This is a genomic window from Paraburkholderia sp. DD10 (assembly GCF_049177125.1).
GTDB classification, from domain to species: Bacteria; Pseudomonadota; Gammaproteobacteria; order Burkholderiales; family Burkholderiaceae; genus Paraburkholderia; species Paraburkholderia terricola.
This window is the reverse complement of sequence record NZ_CP185392.1, coordinates 1,193,889-1,220,262: the sequence shown is the minus strand read 5'-3', so window position 1 is coordinate 1,220,262 and position 26,374 is coordinate 1,193,889. Positions and strand designations below refer to the sequence as shown.

Below are 26,374 nucleotides of genomic sequence, written 5' to 3'. Positions count from 1 at the left end.
GCGACGGGCATCTTACGCTGAGACGAATTAACGATAACGGGGACGGGAACATCATGACGACCATTAGCAATGGAATTACGGTTTCCATCAGCAACACGCCGCAAGCCAACAATGACCTATTCACGTCGGCTCAGACCGGACTCACCGACAATACGCTCGGTATCGTCTACCTTAACGTGATGGCCAACGATCTCGGCGGAGCGGCCAAGACGCTCTACTCTATCGACTCCGGTACCGAAGCCACGACGGCGCTCGAACAAACAGCCCTGCTGACCCAGGACAACGCCAGGGCGGAAGCCGTCAGCACGGACTACAGCGCACACGGTGCGCACCTTTGGATCACGTCCGACGGAAAGGTGGGATATGACGCGAGTCACCTGGATTCAGCCTGGCTCTCGAACAGTTTCAACACTGTCGGATATGCGCAAGACAGTTTTACCTATGCGATTCGGCTCGGCAACGGCACCCTGAGTTGGGCGACCGCCTATGTCGACATTGCGCCGCCTGCGCCCGTCGTCACACTGGCGCATGACACTGGCGTTTCGGCCGCGGACCACGTCACGTGCGATAGCGCGCTCGCGGTCAGCGGGCTCGCGCACGGAGCGACGGTGCAGTACAGCTGCGATAACGGGGCTCACTGGAGCAGCAGCTTCGGCGCGATGGAAGGCGCGAATAGCGTGCAGGTCCGGCAGATCGATGTCGCCGGGAACGTGTCGTCTGCGGCGACCTTGAATTTCACGCTCGATACGGTAGCCGGCGCGGCGCCGGGTGTGGTGCTGGCGCTCGACTCGGGCAGCAGTGCCAGCGATCACGTGACCAATGTCGGCACGCTTGCGGTGAGCGGTGTGGGGAGTGGCGCGACCGTCCAGTACAGCGTCGATAACGGGGCGCACTGGAGCAGCAGCTTCAGCGCCGTCGAAGGAACGAACACCGTGCAGGTCCGGCAGACCGATGTCGCCGGCAATGTGTCAGCCTCGACCAGCTTCAGCTTCACGCTCGACACGGCCGCGGCGGCGCCTGGCGTGACACTCGACACCGACTCCGGCAGCAGCGCCAGCGATCATGTGACCAGTGTCGGCGTGCTCACCCTCAGTGGCGTCGAAAGCGCCGCGACGGTCCAGTACAGCATCGACAACGGGGCGCACTGGAACAGCACCTTCAGCGCCGTCGAAGGGGCGAATAGCGTGCAGGTCCGGCAGACCGATGTGGCCGGCAATGTGTCGGCCACGACCGGCTTCAGCTTCACGCTCGACACGGCCGCGACGGCACCCGGCGTGGCGCTTGCCGCCGACTCGGGCAGCAGCGCCACCGATCACGTGAGCAGTGCCGGCACGCTGACGCTCGGTGGTATCGAGAGCGGCGCGACCGTCCAGTACAGCATCGACAACGGGGCGCACTGGAGCAGCAGTTTCAGCGCCGTCGAAGGCGCGAATAGCGTGCAGGTGCGGCAGACCGATATCGCCGGCAATGTGTCGGCCACGACCAGCTTCAGCTTCACGCTCGACACGGCGGCTGTCGCACCCGGCGTGGCGCTCGCCACCGACTCGGGCAGCAGCGCCAGCGATCACGTGACCAGTGTCGGCACGCTGATGCTCGGTGGTGTCGAGAGTGGCGCGACCGTCGAATACTCGACCGATGGCGGCTCTACCTGGAGCACCGGATTCTCGGCACAGGAAGGCCTGAACAGCATCGAGGTCCGGCAGACCGATGTCGCCGGCAATGTGTCGGCCGCGATCAGCTTCAGCTTCACGCTCGATACGGCCGCGGCGGCACCCGCAGTGGCACTCGCCACCGACTCTGGCAGCAGTGCCAGCGATCACGTGACCAGTGTCGGCACGCTGACGCTCGGTGGTATCGAGAGCGGCGCGACCGTCGAATACTCGACCGATGGCGGCTCTACCTGGAGCACCGGATTCTCGGCACAGGAAGGCCTGAACAGCATCGAGGTCCGGCAGACCGATGTCGCCGGCAACGTCTCGGCGGCAACGGACTTCAGCTTCACGCTCGACACGGCCGCGACGGCACCCGGCGTGGCGCTTGCCGCCGACTCGGGCAGCAGCGCCACCGATCACGTGAGCAGTGCCGGCACGCTGACGCTCGGTGGTATCGAGAGCGGCGCGACCGTCCAGTACAGCATCGACAACGGGGCGCACTGGAGCAGCAGTTTCAGCGCCGTCGAAGGCGCGAATAGCGTGCAGGTGCGGCAGACCGATATCGCCGGCAATGTGTCGGCCACGACCAGCTTCAGCTTCACGCTCGACACGGCGGCTGTCGCACCCGGCGTGGCGCTCGCCACCGACTCGGGCAGCAGCGCCAGCGATCACGTGACCAGTGTCGGCACGCTGATGCTCGGTGGTGTCGAGAGTGGCGCGACCGTCGAATACTCGACCGATGGCGGCTCTACCTGGAGCACCGGATTCTCGGCACAGGAAGGCCTGAACAGCATCGAGGTCCGGCAGACCGATGTCGCCGGCAATGTGTCGGCCGCGATCAGCTTCAGCTTCACACTCGATACGGCCGCGGCGGCACCCGCAGTGGCACTCGCCACCGACTCTGGCAGCAGTGCCAGCGATCACGTGACCAGTGCCGGGACGCTGACGCTCGGTGGTATCGAGAGCGGCGCGACCGTCGAATACTCGACCGATGGCGGCTCTACCTGGAGCACCGGATTCTCGGCACAGGAAGGCCTGAACAGCATCGAGGTCCGGCAGACCGATGTCGCCGGCAACGTCTCGGCGGCAACGGACTTCAGCTTCACGCTCGACACGGCCGCGACGGCACCCGGCGTGGCACTCGCCACCGACTCCGGCAGCAGTGCCAGCGATCACGTGACCAGCTCCGGCACGCTCACCCTCAGCGGCATCGAAAGCGCCGCAACCGTCGAATACTCGACCGATGGCGGCTCTACCTGGAGCACCGGCTTCACCGCCGTGGAAGGGACCAATGATGTGCAGGTCCGGCAGACCGACGTGGCCGGCAATGTCTCGGCCACGACCAGCTTCAGCTTCACGCTCGACACGGCCGCGGCGGCACCCGGCGTGGCACTCGCCACCGACTCCGGCAGCAGTGCCAGCGATCACGTGACCAGCTCCGGCACGCTCACCCTCAGCGGCATCGAAAGCGCCGCAACCGTCGAATACTCGACCGATGGCGGCTCTACCTGGAGCACCGGCTTCACCGCCGTGGAAGGGACCAATGATGTGCAGGTCCGGCAGACCGATGTCGCCGGCAACATCTCGGCTGCAACGGCCTTCAGCTTCACACTCGACACGGCCGCGGCGGCGCCCGGCGTGGCACTTGCCGCCGACTCGGGCAGCAGCGCCACCGATCACGTGAGCAGTGCCGGCACGCTGACGCTCGGTGGTGTCGAGAGTGGCGCGACCGTCGAATACTCGACCGATGGCGGCCATACGTGGAATACCGGCTTCACCGCTGCGGAAGGGACCAATGACGTGCAGGTCCGGCAGACCGACGTGGCCGGCAATGTGTCGGCCGCGACCGGCTTCAGCTTCACACTCGATACGGCCGCGGCGGCACCCGGGGTGGCGCTTGCCGCCGACTCGGGCAGCAGCGCCACCGATCACGTGACCAGTGTCGGGACGCTGACGCTCGGTGGTGTCGAGAGTGGCGCAACCGTCGAATACTCGACCGATGGCGGCTCTACCTGGAGCACCGGATTCTCGGCACAGGAAGGCCTGAACAGCATCGAGGTCCGGCAGACCGATGTCGCCGGCAACGTCTCGGCGGCAACGGACTTCAGCTTCACGCTCGACACGGCCGCGACGGCACCCGGCGTGGCACTCGCCACCGACTCCGGCAGCAGTGCCAGCGATCACGTGACCAGCTCCGGCACGCTCACCCTCAGCGGCATCGAAAGCGCCGCAACCGTCGAATACTCGACCGATGGCGGCTCTACCTGGAGCACCGGCTTCACCGCCGTGGAAGGGACCAATGATGTGCAGGTCCGGCAGACCGACGTGGCAGGCAACGTCTCGGCGGCAACGGAGTTCAGCTTCACACTCGACACGGCCGCGGCGGCGCCCGGCGTGGCACTCGCCACCGACTCGGGCAGCAGCGCCACCGATCACGTGAGCAGTGCCGGCACGCTGACGCTCGGTGGTGTCGAGAGTGGCGCGACCGTCGAATACTCGACCGATGGCGGCCATACGTGGAATACCGGCTTCACCGCTGCGGAAGGGACCAATGACGTGCAGGTCCGGCAGACCGACGTGGCCGGCAATGTGTCGGCCGCGACCGGCTTCAGCTTCACACTCGATACGGCCGCGGCGGCACCCGGGGTGGCGCTTGCCGCCGACTCGGGCAGCAGCGCCACCGATCACGTGAGCAGTGCCGGCACGCTGACGCTCGGTGGTATCGAGAGCGGCGCGACCGTCCAGTACAGCATCGACAACGGGGCGCACTGGAGCAGCAGTTTCAGCGCCGTCGAAGGCGCGAATAGCGTGCAGGTGCGGCAGACCGATATCGCCGGTAATGTGTCGGCGGCGACCGGCTTCAGCTTCACGCTCGACACGGCGGCTGTCGCACCCGGCGTGGCGCTCGCCGCCGACTCGGGCAGCAGCGCCAGCGATCACGTGACCAGTGTCGGCACGCTGATGCTCGGTGGTGTCGAGAGTGACGCGACCGTCCAGTACAGCGTCGATAACGGGACGCACTGGAGCAGCAGCTTCAGCGCCGTCGAAGGGGCGAATAGCGTGCAGGTGCGGCAGACCGACGTGGCCGGCAATGTGTCGGCCGCGACCAGCTTCAGCTTCACGCTCGACACGGCCGCGGCGGCACCCGGCGTGGCACTCGCCACCGACTCCGGCAGCAGTGCCAGTGATCACGTGACCAGTGCCGGGACGCTGACGCTCGGTGGTGTCGAGAGTGGCGCAACCGTCCAGTACAGCGTCGATAACGGGACGCACTGGAGCAGCAGCTTCAGCGCCGTCGAAGGGGCGAATAGCGTGCAGGTGCGGCAGACCGACGTGGCCGGCAATGTGTCGGCCGCGACCAGCTTCAGCTTCACGCTCGACACGGCCGCGGCGGCGCCCGGCGTGGCACTCGCCACCGACTCCGGCAGCAGTGCCAGTGATCACGTGGCCAGTGCCGGGACGCTGATGCTCGGTGGTGTCGAGAGTGGCGCGACCGTCCAGTACAGCGTCGATAACGGGGCTCACTGGAGCAGCAGCTTCAGCGCCGTCGAAGGAGCGAACACCGTCCAGGTGCGGCAGACCGACGTCGCCGGCAATGTGTCGGCCGCGACCAGCTTCAGCTTCACGCTCGACACGGCGGCTGTCGCACCCGGCGTGGCGCTCGCCGCCGACTCGGGCAGCAGCGCCACCGATCACGTGAGCAGTGTCGGCACGCTGACGCTCGGTGGTATCGAGAGCGGCGCGACCGTCCAGTACAGCATCGACAACGGGGCGCACTGGAGCAGCAGCTTCAGCGCCGTCGAAGGGGCGAATAGCGTGCAGGTCCGGCAGACCGATGTCGCCGGCAATGTGTCGGCCACGACCAGCTTCAGCTTCACGCTCGACACGGCGGCTGTCGCACCCGGCGTGGCGCTCGCCACCGACTCAGGCAGCAGCGCCAGCGATCACGTGACCAGTGTCGGTACCCTGACCCTCGGTGGCGTCGAGAGCGGCGCGACGGTGCAGTACAGCATCGATAACGGGGCGCACTGGAGCAGCAGCTTCAGCGCCGTCGAAGGCGCGAATAGCGTCCAGGTGCGGCAGACCGACGTGGCCGGCAATGTGTCGGCCGCGACCGGCTTCAGCTTCACGCTCGACACGGCCGCGGCGGCACCCGCAGTGGCACTCGCCACCGACTCCGGCAGCAGTGCCAGCGATCACGTGACCAGTGCCGGGACGCTGACGCTCGGCGGTGTCGAGGGTGGCGCAACCGTCCAGTACAGCGTCGACAACGGGGCGCACTGGAGCAGCAGCTTCAGCGCCGTCGAAGGGGCGAATAGCGTGCAGGTGCGGCAGACCGATGTCGCCGGCAACATCTCGGCTGCAACGGCCTTCAGCTTCACGCTCGATACCACGTCTCCAGCGAACCTGTCGTGGAGCTACAGTGGGAACAAGCTGACTGCCGCCACCGACACTTCCAACGTTTGGAAAGTCGGGGTCCACGACAATAGTAATTCGGCCGACTACTCCGCGACACAGCAGAGCGGTGGAACGTGGGTCCTATCCCAGTCGGGACTAAATAATCACAATTTGACAGTGACCGAATGGGACCTCGCAGGCAATACCAAAACCTCCACACACGCAGCCCCCGCCGGCATGGCCGGTTCCGAAATCAACCTTGCGCTAACCGATCTGTCCAGCCATCCGGCCGACCTCACGGTAACGATTGCCGGCATCCCCTCCGGCTGGCAATTGAACGCCGGAACCGATCTCGGCAACGGCGCATGGCTCGTCCCGACGAACGATCTCAGCGCTCTCACGGTCACGCCGCCGGCGTCCTTTACCGGCGCCACGGTGCTCACCGTCACCGAGAACTGGACCAACACGGACGGTAGCCATGCGAGCGTCACAGTTGCCGACAATGTGGAGGCATACGCGGCAAACTCACCGATCTTCGCCTGGTCGGGCGACGATCACCTGACGGGTTCTGCCGGCCATGACTTATTCGTTTTCGCACAACCCATCGGAAGCGACACGCTGCACAATCTCGACCTCGCGGCGGACAGGATCGATCTCGTCGGCTTCACGGGCATCACGAGTTTCAGCGACGTCCAGACGCACATGACCGACGATGCCAGCGGCAATGCAGTAATTGCACTGGGCGCCGGCGAAACGCTTACGGTCATGGGTGTCCATTCCGCAGACCTCACCGTCGACAACTTCGTGTTTGACCAGGAGCCAGTCATGGTCAACTCGGGCGTCATGACGGTGAACGATGGCGCAATGCTTCCCCTCGGCGGGACGATCAACAACACAGGTACGATCGCGCTCGCGTCAACGGGCGACGGAACCGACCTCGAGGTCCTCGTGAAGAGTGCATCGCTTGAAGGCGGCGGACACCTTACACTCTCCGACGACAGCCACAACGTCATATTTGGCGGCAGTCCCGACGCGACGCTCATCAACGTCGACAACACGATCGCCGGTGCCGGCCAGATCGGAGCCGGCCAATTGACGCTTGTCAATGAGGGGACGATTGTCGCCAACGGTACTAACGCGCTGGTCATCGACACAGGAAGCAACGTCATAGTCAACACAGGCACGCTTGAAGCAACGGGCAGCGGCGGCCTCGTGATCGACAGCGCAGTGGCGAATGCGGGCCACCTGTTGGCCAATAACGGCAGCCTGGCGATACACGGTGATGTCACCGGCAACGGCCACGCGACGATCAGCGGTGCCGCGACACTCGAGTTCGGCGCTGCATCCATGGAAAACACGACGTTCGCCGACGGCGCCACGGGCACGCTCAAGCTCGATCAATCAGGCAACTTCACCGGTACGGTTTCCGGGTTCGGCGCCGGCAACACGCTAGATCTTGCGGACGTCTTGTGCAATGACCATACGACACTCAGCTTTACGGCCAATGATGCGGGAACGGGAGGCACGCTGACCGTCAGCGACGGCGTTCACTCCGCTCAGCTCGCGCTGCAAGGCGGGCTGTCTGCCGCCGGCTTCCAGTTCACGCATGATCAGGGCACTGGCACCGCCGTGACTTACGTTACGCCAGCGCTGCCTCACATTCAGGAGTATTAGGCGGCCAGCACACCCCGCGAGCAACGCTTGAACTGTTCATCGAGCATTCAAATGCGTTCCTCGCAGGGTCATACTTCTCAATGCATTTCCCGCGACACCATCCGGTGAGCGGGGATACGTCAATTGAAAGCGCAACACATCTCCAGTAACATGCGTCGGCCACATGGTTCCGAGCATCGCGAATGTCTGTTTGTGCTTGAGCGGCAGTGAATACAAGCCACCGTCGGGTTACAGGAAATGCGCAATGAATAGAAGAAGACCATGGCTAGCCATGCTTGTACTGGCATCGGCGATTGCGGGTTCACCTTCGCTCGCGGGCGCGCAAAGCCTCCAGGAAGCGGTCGAACAGGCGATAAGAACCAATCCCGAAGTACTCGCCACCACTCATCACCGACAGGCGGCAGACCAGGGCCTGAAGCAGGCGCAGGCCGGTTACTGGCCCCGCCTGGACGTCGACACGGCCATCGGCAGGGAACGACGCGACGACGAAGAGACGCGCCTGCTCGGCTTGAATCGGACCAGCTTCACGCATAGCACCGCCAACGTGACGCTGTCGCAAATGCTGTTCGACGGCTTCGCGGTCAAAAGTGAAGTGGCGCGTCAAAGCGCTCGCATCGATTCCTCGGCCTATGGCGTAGCCACTACCGCGGAGGACGTGGCGTTGCGTGTGGTGGGCGCCTACCTTGAAGTTTTGCGCCGCAAGGAGACGACGGCCGCCGCCGAAGACAACATCGAATCCCACCTCCGGATCTACGATCAGATCAAGCTACGCAGCGACCGCGGCGTCGGACGCCGCGCCGATCTTTATCAAGCAGAAAGTCGTCTGGCTCTGGCCCGGGACAATTTGCGGTCCGAGCAAAGCAGCCTGAAAGATGCCGAGGTTGCCTACGCCCGTCTGGTGGGCACGCCGCCGGATGCTCTCGCCAAGCCGGTAGCACCGGAGAGCGAGTTGCCGCAAACCGAACGGCAAGCGCTGGACACGGCGTTGGCCAACCACCCTTCGCTCGCGGGCGCCGAGGCGGACGTCGGTCAAGCCCGGGCACAGTACGACGTCGCCAAGTCGGCTTTGTGGCCACGTCTTGATCTCGAGCTCAGCTCGACTCATGACCGGGAGGGCGTTCTCGGGCCAATCAACGATCGCCGCGTGATGCTGCGCCTTCGCTACAACATCTTCCAGGGCGGGGCTGATAAAGCACGAATCGGGGAGACGCATGCCCAGATCCGGGAAGCCGAAGAAGTTCGCAACCGTACGCGTCTCGAGATACAGGAAAGCGTCTCACTCGCGTTCAATGCGTACCTCACGGCACGCGATCGGGTAGTCGTGCTCAAGCAATACGTCGATTCCAGTGCGGCAACCAGGGAGGCGTATTTGTTGCAGTTCGGAATCGGGCAACGATCGCTGCTCGATTTGCTCAATGCGGAGAACGAGTATTACAGTGCACGCATTGCCTATGTTGGCGGCCAGTATGCGGAGGTGGCGAGCGCCTACCGCGTGTTCGCCGGCATGGGGCAGTTGCTGGGCATATTGCATATTGGGCTGCCGGCAGAGGCTTGGTCGTTACACAGCGCACAAATTCCGTTTGTACCGAACCGCTGACGTAGTAATAGCAAGAAAGCTGAGATGTTCAACAACACCGATCATCGGTTCATTCTCGACCTGGCCGCTCATACCCGCAACACTTAGGGCAGGCGATTTGATATTCGCAACACGGTTTTTCACGGCCGCTTAACATTGCTTGCCGAAATCGCCAGAATCCGGTCGACGCATCAACGGGTGCCGGGGACAGGTAGCGAAACGTAGCTTCGCCCACCACCCCGAAATCCGAGACACAGGAAATGAGGACGCGCGACCCCGTGAAAAACATCCCATGCGGCTCGCATTCCTCTTGGAAGACTGACCGTTGACGGGTCGCGAATGGCCCGGTCGGCTCGACCGTCTCCCTCCGTTCGTTGTGCGGATCAGTCAATCGGAGAAACTGATTGCGCCCCGACCCGCATAGCTGGTTCGTCCTTTCTGCCCATCTCGCCCGGCGCCATGCCAGGCAGACCTCACCGGTGACGACATGACAGCGTCCGGACTGCTGTCGCCCCGTCAACTGACATCCGAGGAAGCCGAAGGGCGTCAGCGGCATCAGATCAGGTTTTGGCGAAGAAATCAAGCTGCCGGTGCTGGGCGAAGTTGATGCTCGCTGAGAGGTTTCTACCTAGTCTGTTCGATCAGATTGCTACTGTTGCGGTGACAGATTCGAAGGAGCACTGCGCGGATCTGGCGATGTTGGAAAAGGTCGACACGCCCGAGAGCTCCAAATCACCCGCAAAGACCAAACAGGCGGATGCGACTGAGGCCAATAGTGGCGCGGTGCAGGCCAAATCAGAAAGCGCGTTACTCGCGGAATGGAAGTCGTCAGACGCCATCCTTGCTTGGGCTCGGGTGCTGCCTTCCGTGGCGGACATCGATCTACGGCCGTAGGCATAAGACTGTGTACATGACTAATAACAAGCAAGAAGTGATGGAAGTATTGAGGGGGCCGCAGCGTCAGCGGCGCTGGTCGATGGACGAGAAACTGGCGATGGTGCGGGAGAGCTTCGAGGCAGGAAAAGCCGCGTATCACACGCTATCTGTCGCCCGAGCTGTGGCTTGAGGTCAAAACCTGGATTCAGGCGGTGCCGAAAGAAACGGACCGCGAACGCGAGCATTACTCGCGCACGTGTTGGCTGTCACCCTGCTCTATCTGGATGGCTTACGGATCATTGAAGTGGGTGAAAACACGATGGGCCGATTCTTCCGCCGCCGGGTCGTAAACGGCGAAGATCTCTGGTGGCTGGACGTGCTGGGCAAAGGCGACAAGGGAGCCGCTGGCGCCAGCCACCTTGGAGATGATGGCGGACCTCTCGACATACTGTCGCGAACGGGGACTACCGGCACTTCCATCTCAGGACGAAGACACGCCCCTGTTACTGCCGATCGGGCAGTCGCTCAAACCGTTGACGCGCGCCGCACTGCACCGCATCGTCAAGCAGGTTTTCGGCGGCACAGCCGACGCACTGCGTGCCCGTGGCGAAACGCATGCGCCACGAGCCGATCAACTGAAGCAGGCGTCTGCGCATTAGCTGAGGCACAGCGCAGGGTCGCATATCGCGGGCCAACAGGTCGACTTGCGGCTCGTGCGTGACAATCTCGGCCATGCGTCGCTCACGACCACCGGTCAGTATCTTCACGTGGACGGCGATCGTCGTCATCGTGAAACCGATGAAAAGCACCGCTTTGACTAGTAGTCCAGATGGCTGAAGTTCGGCATTTGCCGACGTTCGTTGTTACCTGGGATTGCGGATGAATGTCCGCTTGCGGCCTGTTCCGCGTCAGGCAACAACCGACCATCCGCGGTCGTTCGCTTGCACGTTGATTTGGACATCCCAGCGGCGGTTTCGCGCAGAGAGCGGCCCTTGGAGCAACGTGCGGCTCGAAAAACTGACCGGAGCCCCGGCATGGTAAATTCCGGCCACTTCGTCCATCCGGGGATGATTAACGCCAACATCTCCCGGCCTAGGTGTTGAGCGCTGCAACTGCGGTGAGTTAGATGGCGAGCGACTCAGGCGGCCCGGAAGACCTACGAGCGCGCGCCGCAAGGCCGCCATTCGAGGGCCCGCACTCGTCTACGACGAGGCGCGCGTATGTATATCCAGGAATTCGTTCTTATGGCTCATTCATTCTGCACCCAACGCCTCGTTCGCGCCATTTCGCCGATTACCCGTTGCAGATCAATACGTGACGGTTACCGCTAACACATCGCGATAGGTGTTGTAAGGGGTTTTCCCCGGATTGGCGTTACAGGCCGGGAGCGATTCCGCTGGCCGGCGGTCTATCTGCAACGGGCACTTCCGCGTTCCCCCTAGGCGCGCCGGCAGAATCGCCAGCAACATCAGACATACCGAATAAGCCTCCAGGTAACTACCTTTCCATCATGACGAGGCATGCTATTGCCTTCGACAATAGGGGTTTTAGTTGAAGGCATGTCGATTGATCTCCAGACACCGCTTTCCGGGCACTTCCCCCCCGTTTTTGCGGTGATTCCAATAGGTTTTTTACTCATTAGTGTTCCTTGGTACGTGGTCGAATGAACCAACTACATGGAAGCGACTCCGCGTTGTTGCTCGACATCCATCATTGCGGAAACAACACAACCTGGTTATGGAAATGACCGGTGTACCCTGAACGCCACCGATTAGGTCGCGTCTCATTCAGGGTCTGGACAGGGTCGATCTGCGGCCCTTCTCGCCTGTTCGTGTTTCTCAGCCACCATCGCGCTCATCAGCAACGCCCGGGGCAATGATCTGAAGCGCCAGGCGGCGCTGCTCTGCTTCTGCACCGGGAAATACCTCGTTCACCAGGCTGAGAAGATCGGTTGCGTTTTGTGACATGATTTGCTCCCTGTTCGTGTTAGCCGCCGAATCCGGCTGGGCCGGGTTCCCGTCACGCGATCAGCCTTGAGCATCCCGTCGGCCAACACTACAGCGCGAAATAATGTTCCCTGCGGAAAGCCGCAGGGTAGTGCTGCATAGAACCTCGCACACGGGCCGGCTCTGCTCTGTGCGCGGCTGCACACTTGGGCTCTTTTAAACGAAGAAATTGATTTTCACGGCCGGATGCATTCCGGCTGGCTGCCGCCCGAATCCCGTTGTTGCTCTGACTCGCGGCTGGTCGTGCAAACCGCGGTTTTCACGACCAGCATGCTGCAGACCATTAGAACGCGTCGTGGTGCCCGACACCTTCGCGTTGCCGCCCCCCGGGCAGCGCGCGCTCGAACTTCTATGTCTCTAAGCGAACGGAAGAATCAGCTCTTATCATACGAGACGTCCATCGCGACCGGCTCAGTTCGTTCACCGGCCATGAGCAAGGCCGCCGTACCAGGCAAGTCAATGAAGACGCCAGTCTTGACTGGCAGCTTTCCGAGGTGAGACTGCCCTTGCGTCGTTAGTGGAACTGGTAGCAGCGCGGCACCTTGACGACCGTAAGCGAATTGCCGCAAAGCCTGGCGCCGTCAAAAATTGATGTTGCGCTGCAGCGAAAACCGGCCTATAACCATCCTATTGGATGGTCGTAGGATGGAGGTATGGAAAAAACCGCCGCACGCAGCACGAGTCGTCCGAAAGGCGGCGAATCGGAAAAGATCACGATCAACCTCGGTCCCGTCGACCTTGGCCAAATCGATCTGCTCGTGGAAGAAGGCTTCTATTCGAACCGGACTGACCTGATCCGAACCGCTATTCGCAATCAACTTGCGCTTCACGCACAGGTCGTTCAGGAAACGGTGACGCGCCGTGCGCTTGTACTCGGGCTGCAGCATTTTTCGCGGCAGGATCTCGAGGCGGTTCTTGCCGCCCATCAGCGTCTCACCATTCAGGTGCTGGGACTGGCCAGCATTGCTGGCGACGTCACCCCGGAACTCGCGCTCGCGACCATCGAAAGCGTCGTGGTGCTGGGAGCCTTTCACGCATCGGCTGCCGTCAAGGCGGCGCTCGCTGACAGAATCCGCTAGCTGCGCGACGCCCGATATCCAACCTGCTAACGGACAAATACGATGAAATTCGATGAAGGTTTTCTGAACTCGATGCGCGAAGCAATGAGGTTGTTGCGCACCCGCGGCCCCGCCGAAGCTACAGAAGCGATACAACGTAGTTTACGAGGGGAGACAAACGGCGTCGCTCACAAAACAGCGCCTTGGGACGCAACGCCGGAAGCCGCCACCGTTCTATTCGAGGCGCCGACGATACGGGAAGCCGAAACGCTCGACGCGCGAGAAGCCCGCATTGACGTCGAGGACCGGGGACATTTCAGCACGCATGCGCATTCGAATGCCGCGGGTCGCCGCCAATATCGACTGTATGTGCCCGCAGGGGACCACGGCGAGCCGCTGCCATTAATCGTGATGCTGCACGGCTGCACACAGAACGCCGATGATTTCGCGGCAGGCACAAATATGAATGTACTGGCTGAGCGGCATCGATTTCTTGTCGCATATCCGGAGCAGTCGCAGCAGGCCAATCCGTCGAAGTGCTGGAACTGGTTCAAACCAGACGATCAGCGTTGCGAACGCGGTGAGCCGTCATTGATCGCAGGCATAACACGCGAAATTGTCGCAGCCTATAACGTCGATCCCGCGCGCGTGTACGTTGCGGGCCTGTCCGCCGGTGGCGCAATGGCGGCGATTATGATCAGCTCGTATCCCGAACTCTATGCGGCGGCGGGTGTGCATTCTGGCATTCCGGCAGGATGCGCACACGATCTTCCCTCTGCGCTCGCGGCGATGAAGGGCGGCAGGCGTCCCAGACAGGCACGGTATGCCATGCACGATACCGCTTCATTACCGAAACGGCCCGTCATCGTCTTTCATGGCGACGCGGACGCCACAGTTCACATACGGAATGCCACGCAGCTTGTTCAGGGCTTCGACGCACGACCGCGTGAAGGCCGCGAACAGCGCCGGACCGATGAGGGCCGACGTGCCTATACCGTCTCAGGGCTGGTTTCCGCGGACGGTGTCGATGCCGAACTGTGGACTATTCACGGGGCACCGCACGCGTGGGCAGGCGGCAATCCGCGGGGCAGCTTCACCGACCCCACCGGTCCGGACGCGAGTGCCGAAATGCTGCGATTCTTTCTTGAGCATCCGCAGAGGCAATAACGCGGTCTGCGTGATGCCCCCGTCTGTAATTGCTACCGCTTGGAATGCCGGGCAAGCCTGTTTCGTGAAAGGGTAACGTTGCAGCCTGATCGATGACTCACTGCGGGGACGCAGGTCAGCACGTCGACGATGTCCCGCTTGGGCGCCCGTTCGCAGTTCACGTTGAGGCATTCAAGTCGATCCGCTAAACGTCAGCAACGGGTCGGGTCGGGAAGTTCGAAGTTCGACCACGTCCACCGCCGTTCAGACTGACGGCGTTCTTCCGGGTTCGTCGATTAACGGCCCTTCCAAAATCCGGCGACGTGGCGTTTGACCCGCGCAGTAACGCGGCTGTGACAGATACAGGCGCAGACCTGCATAACCAATAGAACGCGACAACCCCCCTTTTTCGCGCGGACGCTGCCTTTAACGCGATGCGCTCTGCAATCGGCTGGGTGATGCGGGCTCAGGGCATGAAGCAGGAAGCCGTCAAGCTCGCGCCGGCACTCGGACGCCGGGTACCGCGGTACCCGACATTGCGTAGGTAATAGCGATGCGCGGCTCGCGTGCAAGCACGGAAACGATGCCCTGCATGAGCAGGTCGTCCCGGCGATGCCGGCACGACGCAAGCGTTCCCTTTCACCACGTCAAGATTTAGTTTGCTTTTCGACGGCCTTGAGCGCATGGTGAAAAGATCCAGATGTACCTGACCGCCCTTTTTCGCATCCGGACAGGTATCGGTTCATGACGGTCAGTATCGCTTAAGGAGCGCGCCATCATGACCATCCCCACTCTCGAATACAGAGGGTACGAGCTACGTGCGTACTCTCACCAGGTATTCCCCCTGCATCGTGATCCGTATGCCAAAGGACCAAGGCAGTTCTCATCGTTCGTACGGATCGACACCATTCCGTCCAGCGAAGTCAAGGCTCGGCGCTATGCAACGTTGTTCGACGCGGTAAGTCCCGCCACCGTGGGCGCCGCCATCGACCTCGCGATGCAATACGGCAAAGACATCGTCGATGGCAAGGTTGAGGCGACCGAACTATGACATACCGAATGCGAGTCAGCCCGCAACTGAGGGGAGCAGGTCATGCAATATCCGCTTTATGTGCACCGTGATGGAGTTGCCGGCTTTCGCGCCAGTTTTCCCGATCTTCCCCGAGCAGTTGCGCGCGGCCATTCGTTCGATGAACTGAAACGCAACGCGCAAGAGGTTGTCGAACTGATGTATGACCGCAGCGAGCAACTCATACCCGCTCCCACCTGCAGTACATCGGAATTGCAATCGCTCGACATGGACGATGGGCAAGGGATCTGGATGTTCATCGAGATCAATCTGACGCGGGTTACCTCGAAAGCCGTGAGCGTTCAATTCAGTCTGCCCGAGAGTCTGCTGCAGAGAGTAGATGCTGCAACAAAAGAGCGACACTCGACGCGCTCTACGTTCTTTACGCTGGCTGCTGTACACGAACTTGGAAACCGGGGCGAAGGGCAATTGTCCTAGACGCCGGTTTTCCGGTGGGTGTTCGCGGACGGCTTACATCGCGCGCCACGACCGCGTCAGCATTCAAAACCCGACCTTACGATGTGTCGCGTCGTCCCGGTTATCGGGGCGACGCCAACCGCCCGTTGGCGAATCAGTTTTTTCCATAGCAGGAGTGCATCATGATTGATGACCAGGTAAATGCCGAAGAACTGGCAGAAAGCAGGAAACAGAGAGAGGCCGCGGCGAATGCGACGGATGATGGCATGCCGGTGGCCCCCGAAGATGAAAAGCGGGTCGTTGACGGGACTCAATATAGAGGGCCGAAGCAATGGGTCAGGCACGCAAGGAAATTGCTGGGTGCTGGAAGCGGCTTTATGCGACCTTGAACGTCGGCGACTCATTAGGAAGATATTGTTCCGCCGTGAGCGGCGGAAGTGGAAGAACCGGCGAAGCGTCGGTTTTTTTGCGGTGGCGCGGCATCGTCCCGGTAGGGGGACCATAACGGGGGCTCTGACGTCAGATCTGCTGGCGCAGGGATGACAAGAACGGCTACGGTGCCATACCGCGATGCAGGCGAGGCAGCATGGATTTCGACGTGAAGCCGCGCGCGTGAAGCCATCAATGGCTCGTGTGACAAGTTCGGGTCGCCCCACACCCGTACGGTAGCGCGCAGACATGTCTGCTAGGCCGATACAGAGTTGATCCGTGACACCGAATCACCTTTGCAAGGATCCCGATGGCGCGCTACCAATTCGAAGGAGACCTGACGCATCTCGAACGGATCATTCCGTTACTTGTGCACGGAAATCCCCTCGCGCTAGCGTACTGGCGGCGTCGCATTTCGTCGCTATCGCCGCAGCAGAGTCTGCTTCCCGACGGAACCAGGCGCGTAACCCGACTGCTTAACGTATTCGATGAAGTCGAGCGCGCATTGATATCAGGCAAGGCCACCGCCCGACGGTCACCGGGATGAACCGTGACGAGTTTACGTCTCAGTCACAGGGTCTTCAAATCCGGCAACAGGCGCTCGACTTCCCGCTTCATTACGGTGCAGCACACAGACATGCCTGAGGTAGCGGGAGGCTGCGGTGACGCCTCTCAAGACCGCGTAGACGGGTGGGTCCAATGGTGCCGGAGTGGCGGGAATGGGGCCTGCTCACGATGGCGGGCGAAGAGAATTTCCGCCTGCATCGCATCGACGAGGCCCTATCACTCCTTTCCCCCACCGTTGATCCCGCTTCCAATTCGCCATACCTGCTTTCCCCGCTCGGAGAGCTCGCCGCAACTATGCTCCGCGTCGGCCTCCGTTCCTTCTATCGCCATTTCGCCGCCGGCCTGTTCCTGTGCCTTTTGCTTCTGCCTGTGCCGCGCTGCCATGGCTTCATCGTGCGACCTGCCTGCGTAATTCATGGTCATTTCGCCAACTCCTCCAAAAAGTAGTCTTTGCAACCTGCCAATCTGCCCAGCGCGTGTCATTTCTGGAGCGACAATCCCAATTGCTTGCGTAGCCTGTCCAATACATGGTGTTCACCCATCCAACGGATCTCCCGCTTGCGCAGAAGGCTGCGCCTGTACCGCTGCAGCGACACGCCGAACATCAGCGCCAGCCCGACCGCGATTCCCCACATTGCGTACGTCATATCATCCTTTTCAATCTGTTCTCGCTTTACATCAGGCGACAGACCGCACGATAGAGAAATAGCACGCGCGCGCCCCAGCGTTTCCAAAAATCATGTTGAATCACTCAGTGCTTATGGCGCAGCCAGTCCTTGATCGGATGCGCGTCTAGCCAACGGGTAACCGGCTCGTCCTTGTGTTCTCGCCTGTATCGTGCCGCTGCGAATATCGCGACGCATAGCAGCACCACGATCCCCACTACAAAACTGATCATTGACTGGCTCATGGCAACCCCCTTTGAGGTCAAACGCATGCTTATATTTTAGGTGACCAGAGAAATAGCAGGAGCCATCTTCATTCAACGCTCCTTGTTTCGCGCGAACCTCGCAGCTGCATAGTGCGAGACAGGCTTTCTCGACCGTCGCCGTCAGGCGAACTCGCCCGCATCTCTTGTGGCGGCCGCTGGCGCGAGATTCACGTCAGAAACAATCTGGAGACGGTGGCGAGCCGGCACATGCCCGGGCGCTGCACCATCCGGGCCAGCGCGGATCTTCCGTACGAGTCTTATTGCAGGCGGGACGTTGGCCAACTACGGCGTCGAATCCATGCTCGCTTCGCAATCCCGCCGGAACGGTGGCACGAACGACCGCTGCGCCTCGGACGCTGCCGTTGAGCTGGCGCCTGGACGAAAGGCCGTTTCAGGCTACCTTGCTCTTAAATGCAGCACAGGCGATGGTGGCACCCCTGATCGCCGTCACAAGCCAAGCGGCGTCGCCCCCTTTAAAGGTGTATAGGGCGCTCCACGAAGCCGGGAATTGACAGATCAGGAAACATTCTCGCGACAGGGCTGTAGCTCATGAAATCAAATACCGGTTCTGTGGCCCGGCGACATACTGCTTGTTTGCGATTTCGAGAACCTTTTCACGAAGCTCGTCAAAGGCGCCAAGCACCGAGCGCTCGTCGGATCCAACGCCAGGCTGCAGATTTCTGAGCATCGCGTCGTCGACCATGAAGGTGATTTCCCGCGAATTGTCGTACCCCCAGAAACACACGCAATGTCGGGAGGCATCGTAGCTACGGCTGGGGTTGGGAAATTGAAGCAACGCGATCAGTTTTTCTCGTACACGGCCGAGTAGCGCCACTTAGTGGCGTTGGAGTCGATCATGGCGTAACTGGCGCGTCTTTTCTCTGCTCTCAGAGCATCCGCTGCGTCGAGTATATGAGCACGCGTCCTGCATTCGACGGCGTACTCGCTCTCCCTGCCAATTGCAGCCAAAGCGGGTTTGAGTTGCGATCGCATGTGGGGCCCCTAAGCTGGAGGTCGCTCATGGGCGACCGGTCTCCCCACTGTATACCTTTTGGCTGGCACCGACGTCTTTATTTACCTGAAATCCTTGTTCAGTTTTCCGAAACGTTATGCAAGTCGACATCGAAGATTCGCTCGGACGGCGACCGCCAGTCGCTTGTCCAGCGCTTTTTGCTCCGCCATCCGCAGGCGCTGATCATCCAAATGGCGACCACCGCCGTGTGTAGCTGTTGAAGTTCGCAAATTCCGCTAATGGTGTCCGTTGGAGCGCTAATCGTGTCCATTAACTCCGCTAACGCAGCCAAACACTGTTATCGAACATACGCATCTCGCGATGACGGCTGATCGCGTCCAGCGCAGCAGCGAAGTGACCTGACCGGCGAAATACAGAAGCGGGGACTGTTTCCAGGAGCTGAAGCAGTGGCCCGACAAGGGTATCGGTATTCTTCATGATTGGCCTCCCACGCCGCAGAATGCGGCGAATCGGTTCGAGACGATGCCCAGTAGCTCAGGAGTTGACGAGACGTACCAGTAGCTCTCTCTGGGACTGACGTGACCAAGATAGACAGAGAGCGTCGGAGCGAGTTCGGCGGCCGATGCCCCATCTTCGTACCGTTGCGTTGGGCGACGAACGGCGAACGAGTGCCGCAAGGAATGCAAGGTCGGGCGCCGCCCATCGGGTAGATGCAATCCGAGCTTCGCCGTCGCACATGAGAACCACCGCGACAGGGTGTCGTAATCGAGGGCTTGTCCGAAATCTGTGACGAAGAACAACGGTGCTCGCCTTGCGTGACATTTGTGCTCCCGCCGATCGGCATACTGCTGGAGGTGAACAGCGGTTGTCGGGTGCAAAGCTACGATGCGGGACTTCTTGAATTTGGTTTCGCGTAGAACAACATGGGGCGGCTCATTCCGCAAGTGCACGTCGCGTTCCTTGAGGTGCAATGCTTCGCCGACGCGTAGCCCGGAACTGGCAAGCAGCCCCAGTACCGCGACATAAGCGTCGGCGCGCAACCCTCCTTTCGGTCGCGCCGTCGCTGCTGCGTGCAGGATCGATTGCAATTGTTCCTCGTTCAGAATGTACGGGGGATTGCGACGCGGGGATGGCAGCAGATGATTGTCGGGGACTGAGGTTGCCGGATCGATAGCCTTTACGAAGCGTAGAAATCCCCGCAGGGCACTGAGAATAGCCACCTGGGTTGGCGGAGCACGGTGAACCCGCGTGACCCATTCGAGCACCTCCTTGGCTTTGATTGATTCACCTGGATGCTCGATGGCATGGTCTTGCACAAAGCGTGTGAGGACCCCGCCATGGGTATACCGGTAACCCAGCAGCTTGCGGTGTTCGACGTAACGGATCAGCAGATCCCGAAGTTCCTCACCGTTCATGATCTGTCTCTCGGCCAAGGCATGGCGATGCGCGCCAGCGAAGGCATGTCGAGCTTTGCATAGGTGGCGGTGGACTGGAGGGACTGATGACCCAACACATCGGCGATGTTCTTGAAGCTCATGCCACGCGTCAGCATGGTTGTTGCCGCGGCATGGCGTAAGAGATGTGCAGCACCGCGTGCGGAGGCAATACCTGCACGATTCAACGCCCGGCGGACGATCCTGGAAATTGCGCTCGAGTCTGTGAATGGTCGGGCCGGCGGTAGCGCTTGCAGGAAGATCGTCCTGTATGACGACGGAGGCCGTTCTCGTTTGATGTAAGCGAGCAATGCACGCCCGACGTCGCGGAGGAGCGGCAGGTCCCGGTCACGGCGGGACTTCGCACCTCGGATATGAATGATGCCGTCGGCCCAGTCCACGTCATCCAGACTGAGGTGCATGACTTCAGCAGCCCGCATCCCGGTTCTGGCGAGCAACAATATGATTGCTGTGTTCCGCAGCGGCTGAAACGTAGCAGCGTCGACCCCGCACTTGATGAGCCGTTCCACATCATCGTTCGTCAGGCTGGCTGGAAGCGTCGCGTGACGCCATCTCCTGATTCGAGGTAGTGCTTCCTCGAGACCGGACGGCACAAGACCCATCACGGTGAGAAACCGCAGCATCGCGCGCAGCGCGACGATTGGCGAATTCGATGGTCGGCGCCTCTTGCTCGAAAGTTCGCGGTGCAGATATCCGCGGAAATCTTCGATTGACAGGTCTTGCCAATTCGGTGGGTCGTCGCTGCACCAGACGTCCAGGAAGCCTCGGACAAACCGGCCGTACTTCCGGCGGGTGCCCTCTGCGAGGCCCTTGACGGCGCCCAGATACGCGTCAAACTCGTTGAGGAATTCGGCCGCGCACGTAATCGAACGTGTGCGCGTCTCGGTACGTTGCTTGCCGCACGTCAGTTCAGACTGTGCCATGATCTTCTCCTTACCGGCCACCACGGCCGGTAGGAAAAGTGCAGGACATTATGCGAACCGTTGCAACCCAGTTCGTCTCGCGCGATCCCGCCTGCAAAATCGCGGTGGCGCCGTCGTCTGCATGGCGCTTCGCCTAATTTCCCGTTGAGGGTAATCGCGAATATCTTAAGCTTCAGATATTAACGAATCCCGGTCAACCCTCAGTTGGGTCCGGCCAGTTGGATTTGAAGCGCATCCAGTTCCGCGTCGGTTTGTTCGCGGATAGCGCGCATCATGTGTTCCGCATCACGATCGATCGACGATCTGGGCGGCACATGCCGTTGGATCGATAGCTCGACCACCCGCGCCGCAACCGTGGTCGGTTCGCCCTGCGCTGCGGAGCCGGCGAGCTTCTCCATGCAGACGCGCAGGCGCTTGCCATAGAGCTTCCGCTGAGCCGCCGTCATGCTGTGGTCGATCTGCGCCAATGCCGCGGTCGCGCGCGAACCGGCCGCTTCGAGATCGCTCATCGACGCGACGATGACGTCGATGCCGAAGGGCTTCAGCTCTGCCCGGTAGGCAGCCGAGAAGGCCTCCATGGCCGCCTGCGACGCGCCCGATACGCCATCAAAGTGACGAGGCGTGTCCGCCGTCCATGAGCTGATCTGGACGATGCGTCCGTGCGCCATCCGCAATGCCGGGAGGAAGGCGTTGATCACCGCCAGCCCGCCGAACACATTCACTTCAAAACCCTGCCGGATCTCCTCCAGTGGGAGAAGTTCAAGCGGGCCTGGGGACAGGTGCGTCGTGTTGTTGATCAGAATATCGAGCCCGGAAGCGCCGATCGCCTCGGATACGCCTGCAGCCCAGGCACTTACCGGCTCCGCATTCTTCAGATCGCACACCGCCAGACTGACACGCCCGTTGGATGCACGCCGCAGATCCTCCGCCTCCTGTGACGAATTGGCGGTGCCGAAGACGATGTAGCGCTTAGCGGCGAGTCCAAGCGCGATCTCGCGTCCGAGCCCTCGCCCTGCACCCGTTACCACGACGGATCGACCGGGCCTTCTAGTCTGCCTAATCTGCGTCGGCATGTCGTGCGCCCTTTGCTCGAAGGTGGGAAGCCTCATCCTGTTCGAAGGCGTTCCTGCACGATGGGAGCGACTTCAGTGCCGAGGAGCTCGATCGACCTTTTCATCGCAGCCGTCTCGGGCGACGCGGTACTCATCTGGAAAGTGATGCGGGAGACGCCGCCGAGCGTTTCGCTGGCGCGCAGCATCTTCGCCGCGACTGTTTCCGGGCTGCCGACCAGGAACGCGCCTTCCGGACCGGCCATGTCGTCGAACTGCGCGCGCGTCGGCGGCGACCAACCGCGCTCGCGGCCGACCTTGCCGGTCAGGTGCGCCCAGCCGGGAAAGAAGGCGTCGCGCGCTGCGGCATCGGTCTCACCGACGAAACCCATCGCGTGAATGCCGACCTTGAGTTTGGCAGGATCATGTCCCGCCTCGGCGCCTGCCTCGCGGTAGTAATCGACCGCCGGCCTGAACCGCTCGAACGTCCCACCGATAATGGCCACCATCAGCGGAAGGCCGAGGGTGCCGGCGCGCGCGAACGATTGCGGCGAACCACCAACGCCGACCCAAAGCGGCAGGCGTGGCTGATGAGGCCGCGGGAAGACTCCCTGACCATTGAGTGCTGGCCGGAATCGACCTTGCCAGGTCGGGTGGCTCGTTTCGCCGAGCTTCAGGAAGAGCTCGAGATTCTCCGCAAACAAGTCGTCATAGGCACGCGTATCGAGACCGAACAGCGGGAAGGCCTCGCCGAACGACCCCCGCCCGACGACGAGCTCGGCGCGACCCTTGGAGATCAGCTCGATCGTCGCGAATTCCTGGAAGACGCGCACGGGGTCCGCAGCGCTCAGCACCGTCACAGCGCTGGTCAGCCGGATACGGCTGGTGCGGGCAGCGGCCGCGGCGAGAATGATCGACGGCGCGGAATCCAGGAATTCCACGCGATGGCGTTCCCCGATGCCGAACACGTCGAGCCCGACACGGTCGGCGACCTCAACCTCGTCAAGCAGGTCCGCCATACGATCTGTCGCCGACGGAAGCGCGCCGGTCGTGGGATCGGGCAGGATCGCCGCAAAGCTGTCGATGTCTATTTCCATGGGAGATACTCCTTCCGTTTCATGTCGAGCAGCTTCCTGGCTATGCCGATCGGGCATTGATCGACCGCGCCGGATGGCCGGTCTTCCCTACCCAACAAAGCTGACCGACTGCGCCCTAGGCAAATGGTCGGTCCCGCAGGGATCACGCGAGCACCTCCGCCAACTCAGCCAGGTTTCCGAAGGGGTCAGCGAAGAAAGCGATTCGGCGGCTGATAGCCTCGACCAAGATCGGTTCGACGACGATTTTTACGTCGCGCCTACGAAGCTCCTCCACGGTCGTCTCGATGCTGGCCACATTCAGACAGAAGTCGTGATAACCGGCATAGGCCAAGCTGCTCTCAAGGTCCGTGAATGGATGCGCGTCCTGCGGTGCGGGTGCTGATCCACCGGGTATCTCGATGTAGAAATCATCGTCTGTCGGGGGAGCGATAAAGGCGAGCGTCAACTGGTCAACCTGCCACTCGGCCACCACGCGGAAATCGAGCACCTCGACATACCAGCGCTTGAAGGCTTCCAGATCAGGGGTGCGGACTGCCACGTGGTGACCGCGCATGTCAGCGAATGGAGAATTGCCGTTGGGTGCTGGCGGTATGAAGTCAGCCATTGATGATCCCTTTTACATTGGCGGGTGTTAGTCGGCGACGACTGGCATCGCCTTGAAGTCACCTGTCAGCAGAGTGGCACGGACGGATCATGCAAGACCGCATCCCGCGAGCACCGCATTGAATGCGAGCGGCGGCACATCAAAACCTGAAAGTCGTCTGTAGGCCGATCATCTTGATGGTCTGCGCCGAGCCTGTGTCACGGATGAAGTCACCGGGTTGGAAAGCACTGAGCGATCCCGTGACGTTCAAGTTCGGCGTCGCCTGCCAGCTTACGCCAAGTTCGATCTGCTTTCCGATGAACCGCGCGTCGCTATCCTTGCCGCTGCGCACCAGAAATCCGGGGATCGAGTAGATTCCGTCGTGAGTGCTCTGACGCCAATAAGCCACCCCAGTCAGCGACACCGCGACATTCTCGTGCGGATAAACCGTAATCGATGGTCGGACGTGGATGAGGTTTCTTGGACCGATCGGCGACAATGCTCCGAAATACTTGCCGTTGGGGAAAAGCGGATTCAGTGTTCCCAGCTTCGCATCGTTTGGGTCACCGTCGCCGGATACGACGTCGGCCGTGAGACCGACCTCGGGCCGCAGGTACGTGTCCCGGAAGCGATACCGCGTCTCGAACCCCGCACCCCACGCCTCCGATCGGTGGCCGGCAAACGTGCCGCGCTGGTACGCGGCCTCGACGTTCCAATACCAGGTGCCATTGTCTCCGAAGATCCTTGAACCGAAGGTGTGCGCCAGTTGCCTGCCGGATCCCTGATCGAAGACAGCGTTTTGATCATCCAGGCCGATGTAATACACATCGAAGCCGTTCAAATGCGTCGCGTCGAGCCACTGTGTGGCGTAGACGCCCCATACCTCTTTGTTGCGCGAGCGTCGGTCATTGAAGTCCCCCAGCCTTGTGTCGACCGGCTGAAGGTAGAAGCCGGTCACTTGGCGTGTCTTGCCGGTGTAGATCGCTTCAAATCCGTCGAACGGCAGCGGAACGCCGGTTCCGTAGCGCCTGTCGATGAACCGTCCCGAACCAAATGACACCAGCTTCCGCCCGGCCGATAGACGGAGCGAGTCATCGCCCGCCAGGGCGAAATCCACGTCGACAAAAGCCTGCAGCATGTCGACGCCCGTCGCGTCCGCCGGCCCTTTCGGCCGATCCGTCCCTGAAATCCCCGAAAGGATGGGCATCGCAAAAAACCGGACGTTGCCGACGTGGAGATCGGCGTAAGGCATCAGGCGATTCCAGACGTAACTGTCGTTCGGCGATGCCCCCCAGTTCACATTATCGTAGCCTTCGAAGCGTGAACGTGCCTCGAGGCCAGTTGTAAGGTAAATAGAGCCGTCGTCGTTCAGCGGAATGTATTTGAACGGCTCCGCCCAGTCGCCCGTCCGTTTCGCGGGATCGGCGAGCCATGACCAATCTTCCGAATAGCGCTCGATTGTCAGTGTCGGGGCGCGTTCCACGTTGGTCGAAACCTGCGCACTTGCCGCGAACGGTATCGCCGCAGCGGCCGCGACGAACATCAAGCGCCATCCGGCATTCGCCAGCGAAGAGTTGCGTTGACCGCCATCGCGGGAGGGAAGACGTCTTGCGCGTTTGACCCGTAGCATGGTGATGGCGAGCATCGACATGACACCGGCTCTCAACAGCGCGCCTGGCCGATACTCGCCAACCATTGCGATCAGCCCGCGTCGGTCTCGACAGGGGTCTTGAGGAGCTGCTGCTCCCACAGATACGCAATGCCGCTGCCGCCGAAGTGCTGGATGAGAATCTCGGTCAGTTCTTCGACATGCTCGGTACGCGCCCAGTCGCGCTGCCATTCGCCAGCAAGCGCCATCACGGTCATCGGGTTCGCGCCAGCCGCGATCATCCGCTGGACGGCAACCTCGTGAGACTCCTTCGAAATGCCGCCCGACGCGTCGGTGATCACCGTCACGTCCCAACCTTCGCCGGCGGCCTGGATCACAGGCATCGCGACGCAGACTTCGGTCCACAGGCCCGCGACAATGAGTTGCTTGCGACCGGTCGCCTTGACCGCGTCCACGACCTTCTCGTCTTGCCAGGTGTTGACCAAAGTCCGGTCGATCACCTCTTGGCCCGGGAAGACGTCGGTGATCTGTTTGAAGAGGACGCCACCGCGACCCGCGATCACGCTGGTGAGAACGGTCGGAACATTGAAGGCTTTTGCCAGCTTCGCCAGCGCCGTCGTGAGGTTGACCACCGCCTGCGGATCGTGGCTGTTCAGGTTTGCGAGCTGATAGGGCTGGTGGTCGATCAGAACGAGCACTGAATCTTCGGGGCGAAGAAGCGAGTCTAGGCCGTTGCGAAATGTCATGGCGGGTCTTCCTTCCTAAATTGGTTTCGTGGATCGCTGAGGCATCGAACGAGACGACGCCCCCGGTTCGAATGTTGCCATTCCCCTTTCCGGTGCGGTAGCATCGCCGGATGATATGCTGTGTCGCACGAAGGGGAACGC

22 protein-coding genes and 1 pseudogene are annotated in these 26,374 nt (G+C 61.4%); 10 read left to right on the top strand and 13 right to left on the bottom strand.

Translation table 11 applies throughout. The features are described from left to right. The first annotated feature begins 53 nt into the window (after positions 1-53). The 5 genes and pseudogenes from ACOCG7_RS05675 to ACOCG7_RS05655 form a co-directional block, all read left to right on the top strand. Entirely contained in the window at positions 54-7,724 is a 7,671-nt protein-coding gene (locus ACOCG7_RS05675) for an Ig-like domain-containing protein (RefSeq protein WP_421377119.1), read from the top strand. Positions 7,725-7,968: 244 nt separating this feature from the next. Further along, complete coding sequence (locus ACOCG7_RS05670) at positions 7,969-9,321, top strand: TolC family outer membrane protein (RefSeq protein WP_421377117.1); 1,353 nt, start codon at positions 7,969-7,971, stop codon at positions 9,319-9,321. Positions 9,322-9,867: 546 nt separating this feature from the next. Beyond that, the gene (locus ACOCG7_RS05665; protein WP_143169537.1) at positions 9,868-10,194 is read left to right on the top strand and encodes a hypothetical protein; all 327 of its coding nucleotides are present in this window, start codon (positions 9,868-9,870) and stop codon (positions 10,192-10,194) included. A gap of 16 nt (positions 10,195-10,210) precedes the next feature. Further along, on the top strand, positions 10,211-10,366 hold the full coding sequence (locus ACOCG7_RS05660; RefSeq protein ID WP_159442613.1) for a hypothetical protein: 156 nt from the start codon (positions 10,211-10,213) through the stop codon (positions 10,364-10,366). Further along, positions 10,314-10,997, top strand: a pseudogene (locus ACOCG7_RS05655) (tyrosine-type recombinase/integrase); the annotation flags it as partial. The gene ACOCG7_RS05660 and the pseudogene ACOCG7_RS05655, both read left to right, overlap by 53 nt. A 1,017-nt stretch (positions 10,998-12,014) precedes the next feature. Here ACOCG7_RS05655 and ACOCG7_RS05650 read toward each other — a convergent pair. After that, positions 12,015-12,143 (bottom strand): hypothetical protein, encoded by a 129-nt coding sequence (locus tag ACOCG7_RS05650; protein ID WP_268802009.1) that lies wholly within the window; start codon positions 12,141-12,143, stop codon positions 12,015-12,017. A 692-nt stretch (positions 12,144-12,835) separates the two neighbouring features. Here ACOCG7_RS05650 and ACOCG7_RS05645 point away from each other — a divergent pair. The 5 genes from ACOCG7_RS05645 (at position 12,836) to ACOCG7_RS05625 (ending at position 16,261) form a co-directional block, all read left to right on the top strand. Continuing rightward, positions 12,836-13,261, top strand: coding sequence for a CopG family transcriptional regulator (locus tag ACOCG7_RS05645; protein WP_073432241.1), 426 nt, complete (start codon positions 12,836-12,838; stop codon positions 13,259-13,261). Positions 13,262-13,303: 42 nt separating this feature from the next. Beyond that, positions 13,304-14,407 (top strand): alpha/beta hydrolase family esterase, encoded by a 1,104-nt coding sequence (locus tag ACOCG7_RS05640; RefSeq protein WP_073432240.1) that lies wholly within the window; start codon positions 13,304-13,306, stop codon positions 14,405-14,407. 757 nt (positions 14,408-15,164) lie between these two features. After that, on the top strand, positions 15,165-15,437 hold the full coding sequence (locus ACOCG7_RS05635; protein ID WP_073432239.1) for a hypothetical protein: 273 nt from the start codon (positions 15,165-15,167) through the stop codon (positions 15,435-15,437). 42 nt (positions 15,438-15,479) lie between these two features. Continuing rightward, on the top strand, positions 15,480-15,893 hold the full coding sequence (locus ACOCG7_RS05630) for a type II toxin-antitoxin system HicB family antitoxin (RefSeq protein WP_073432238.1): 414 nt from the start codon (positions 15,480-15,482) through the stop codon (positions 15,891-15,893). A 161-nt stretch (positions 15,894-16,054) separates the two neighbouring features. Continuing rightward, positions 16,055-16,261 (top strand): hypothetical protein, encoded by a 207-nt coding sequence (locus ACOCG7_RS05625; RefSeq protein ID WP_073432237.1) that lies wholly within the window; start codon positions 16,055-16,057, stop codon positions 16,259-16,261. An 823-nt stretch (positions 16,262-17,084) separates the two neighbouring features. Here the strand turns inward: ACOCG7_RS05625 and ACOCG7_RS05620 are convergent. From ACOCG7_RS05620 to ACOCG7_RS05565, 12 genes are all read right to left on the bottom strand, one after another. Further along, positions 17,085-17,291: a hypothetical protein gene (locus ACOCG7_RS05620; RefSeq protein WP_073432370.1), complete on the bottom strand. Its 207-nt coding sequence runs from the start codon at positions 17,289-17,291 to the stop codon at positions 17,085-17,087. A gap of 56 nt (positions 17,292-17,347) precedes the next feature. Further along, on the bottom strand, positions 17,348-17,515 hold the full coding sequence (locus ACOCG7_RS05615; protein ID WP_167363317.1) for a hypothetical protein: 168 nt from the start codon (positions 17,513-17,515) through the stop codon (positions 17,348-17,350). 104 nt (positions 17,516-17,619) lie between these two features. Further along, positions 17,620-17,766 carry a hypothetical protein gene (locus tag ACOCG7_RS05610; RefSeq protein ID WP_227470925.1) on the bottom strand — a complete coding sequence of 49 codons (147 nt, stop codon included), beginning with the start codon at positions 17,764-17,766 and terminating at the stop codon, positions 17,620-17,622. 580 nt (positions 17,767-18,346) lie between these two features. Next, positions 18,347-18,634, bottom strand: a complete 288-nt coding sequence (locus ACOCG7_RS05605) for a DUF1488 domain-containing protein (RefSeq protein WP_083086161.1) — start codon at positions 18,632-18,634, stop codon at positions 18,347-18,349. Between the two features lie 456 nt (positions 18,635-19,090). Then, positions 19,091-19,249 carry a hypothetical protein gene (locus ACOCG7_RS05600; RefSeq protein ID WP_159442608.1) on the bottom strand — a complete coding sequence of 53 codons (159 nt, stop codon included), beginning with the start codon at positions 19,247-19,249 and terminating at the stop codon, positions 19,091-19,093. Next, complete coding sequence (locus tag ACOCG7_RS05595; protein WP_073432367.1) at positions 19,246-20,187, bottom strand: tyrosine-type recombinase/integrase; 942 nt, start codon at positions 20,185-20,187, stop codon at positions 19,246-19,248. The genes ACOCG7_RS05600 and ACOCG7_RS05595 overlap by 4 nt, the downstream gene beginning before the upstream one ends. Further along, entirely contained in the window at positions 20,184-21,149 is a 966-nt protein-coding gene (locus ACOCG7_RS05590) for a tyrosine-type recombinase/integrase (RefSeq protein WP_421377111.1), read from the bottom strand. Before ACOCG7_RS05590 ends, ACOCG7_RS05595 begins: the two co-directional genes overlap by 4 nt. A gap of 200 nt (positions 21,150-21,349) precedes the next feature. Continuing rightward, the gene (locus tag ACOCG7_RS05585) at positions 21,350-22,222 is read right to left on the bottom strand and encodes an SDR family NAD(P)-dependent oxidoreductase (RefSeq protein WP_073432381.1); all 873 of its coding nucleotides are present in this window, start codon (positions 22,220-22,222) and stop codon (positions 21,350-21,352) included. Positions 22,223-22,254: 32 nt separating this feature from the next. Then, complete coding sequence (locus ACOCG7_RS05580; RefSeq protein WP_073432365.1) at positions 22,255-23,295, bottom strand: LLM class flavin-dependent oxidoreductase; 1,041 nt, start codon at positions 23,293-23,295, stop codon at positions 22,255-22,257. Between the two features lie 142 nt (positions 23,296-23,437). Further along, positions 23,438-23,899: a VOC family protein gene (locus ACOCG7_RS05575; RefSeq protein ID WP_073432364.1), complete on the bottom strand. Its 462-nt coding sequence runs from the start codon at positions 23,897-23,899 to the stop codon at positions 23,438-23,440. Between the two features lie 139 nt (positions 23,900-24,038). Next, complete coding sequence (locus ACOCG7_RS05570) at positions 24,039-25,529, bottom strand: alginate export family protein (protein WP_200799529.1); 1,491 nt, start codon at positions 25,527-25,529, stop codon at positions 24,039-24,041. A gap of 50 nt (positions 25,530-25,579) precedes the next feature. Then, complete coding sequence (locus tag ACOCG7_RS05565) at positions 25,580-26,233, bottom strand: hydrolase (protein ID WP_073432363.1); 654 nt, start codon at positions 26,231-26,233, stop codon at positions 25,580-25,582. Positions 26,234-26,374 lie beyond the last annotated feature (141 nt).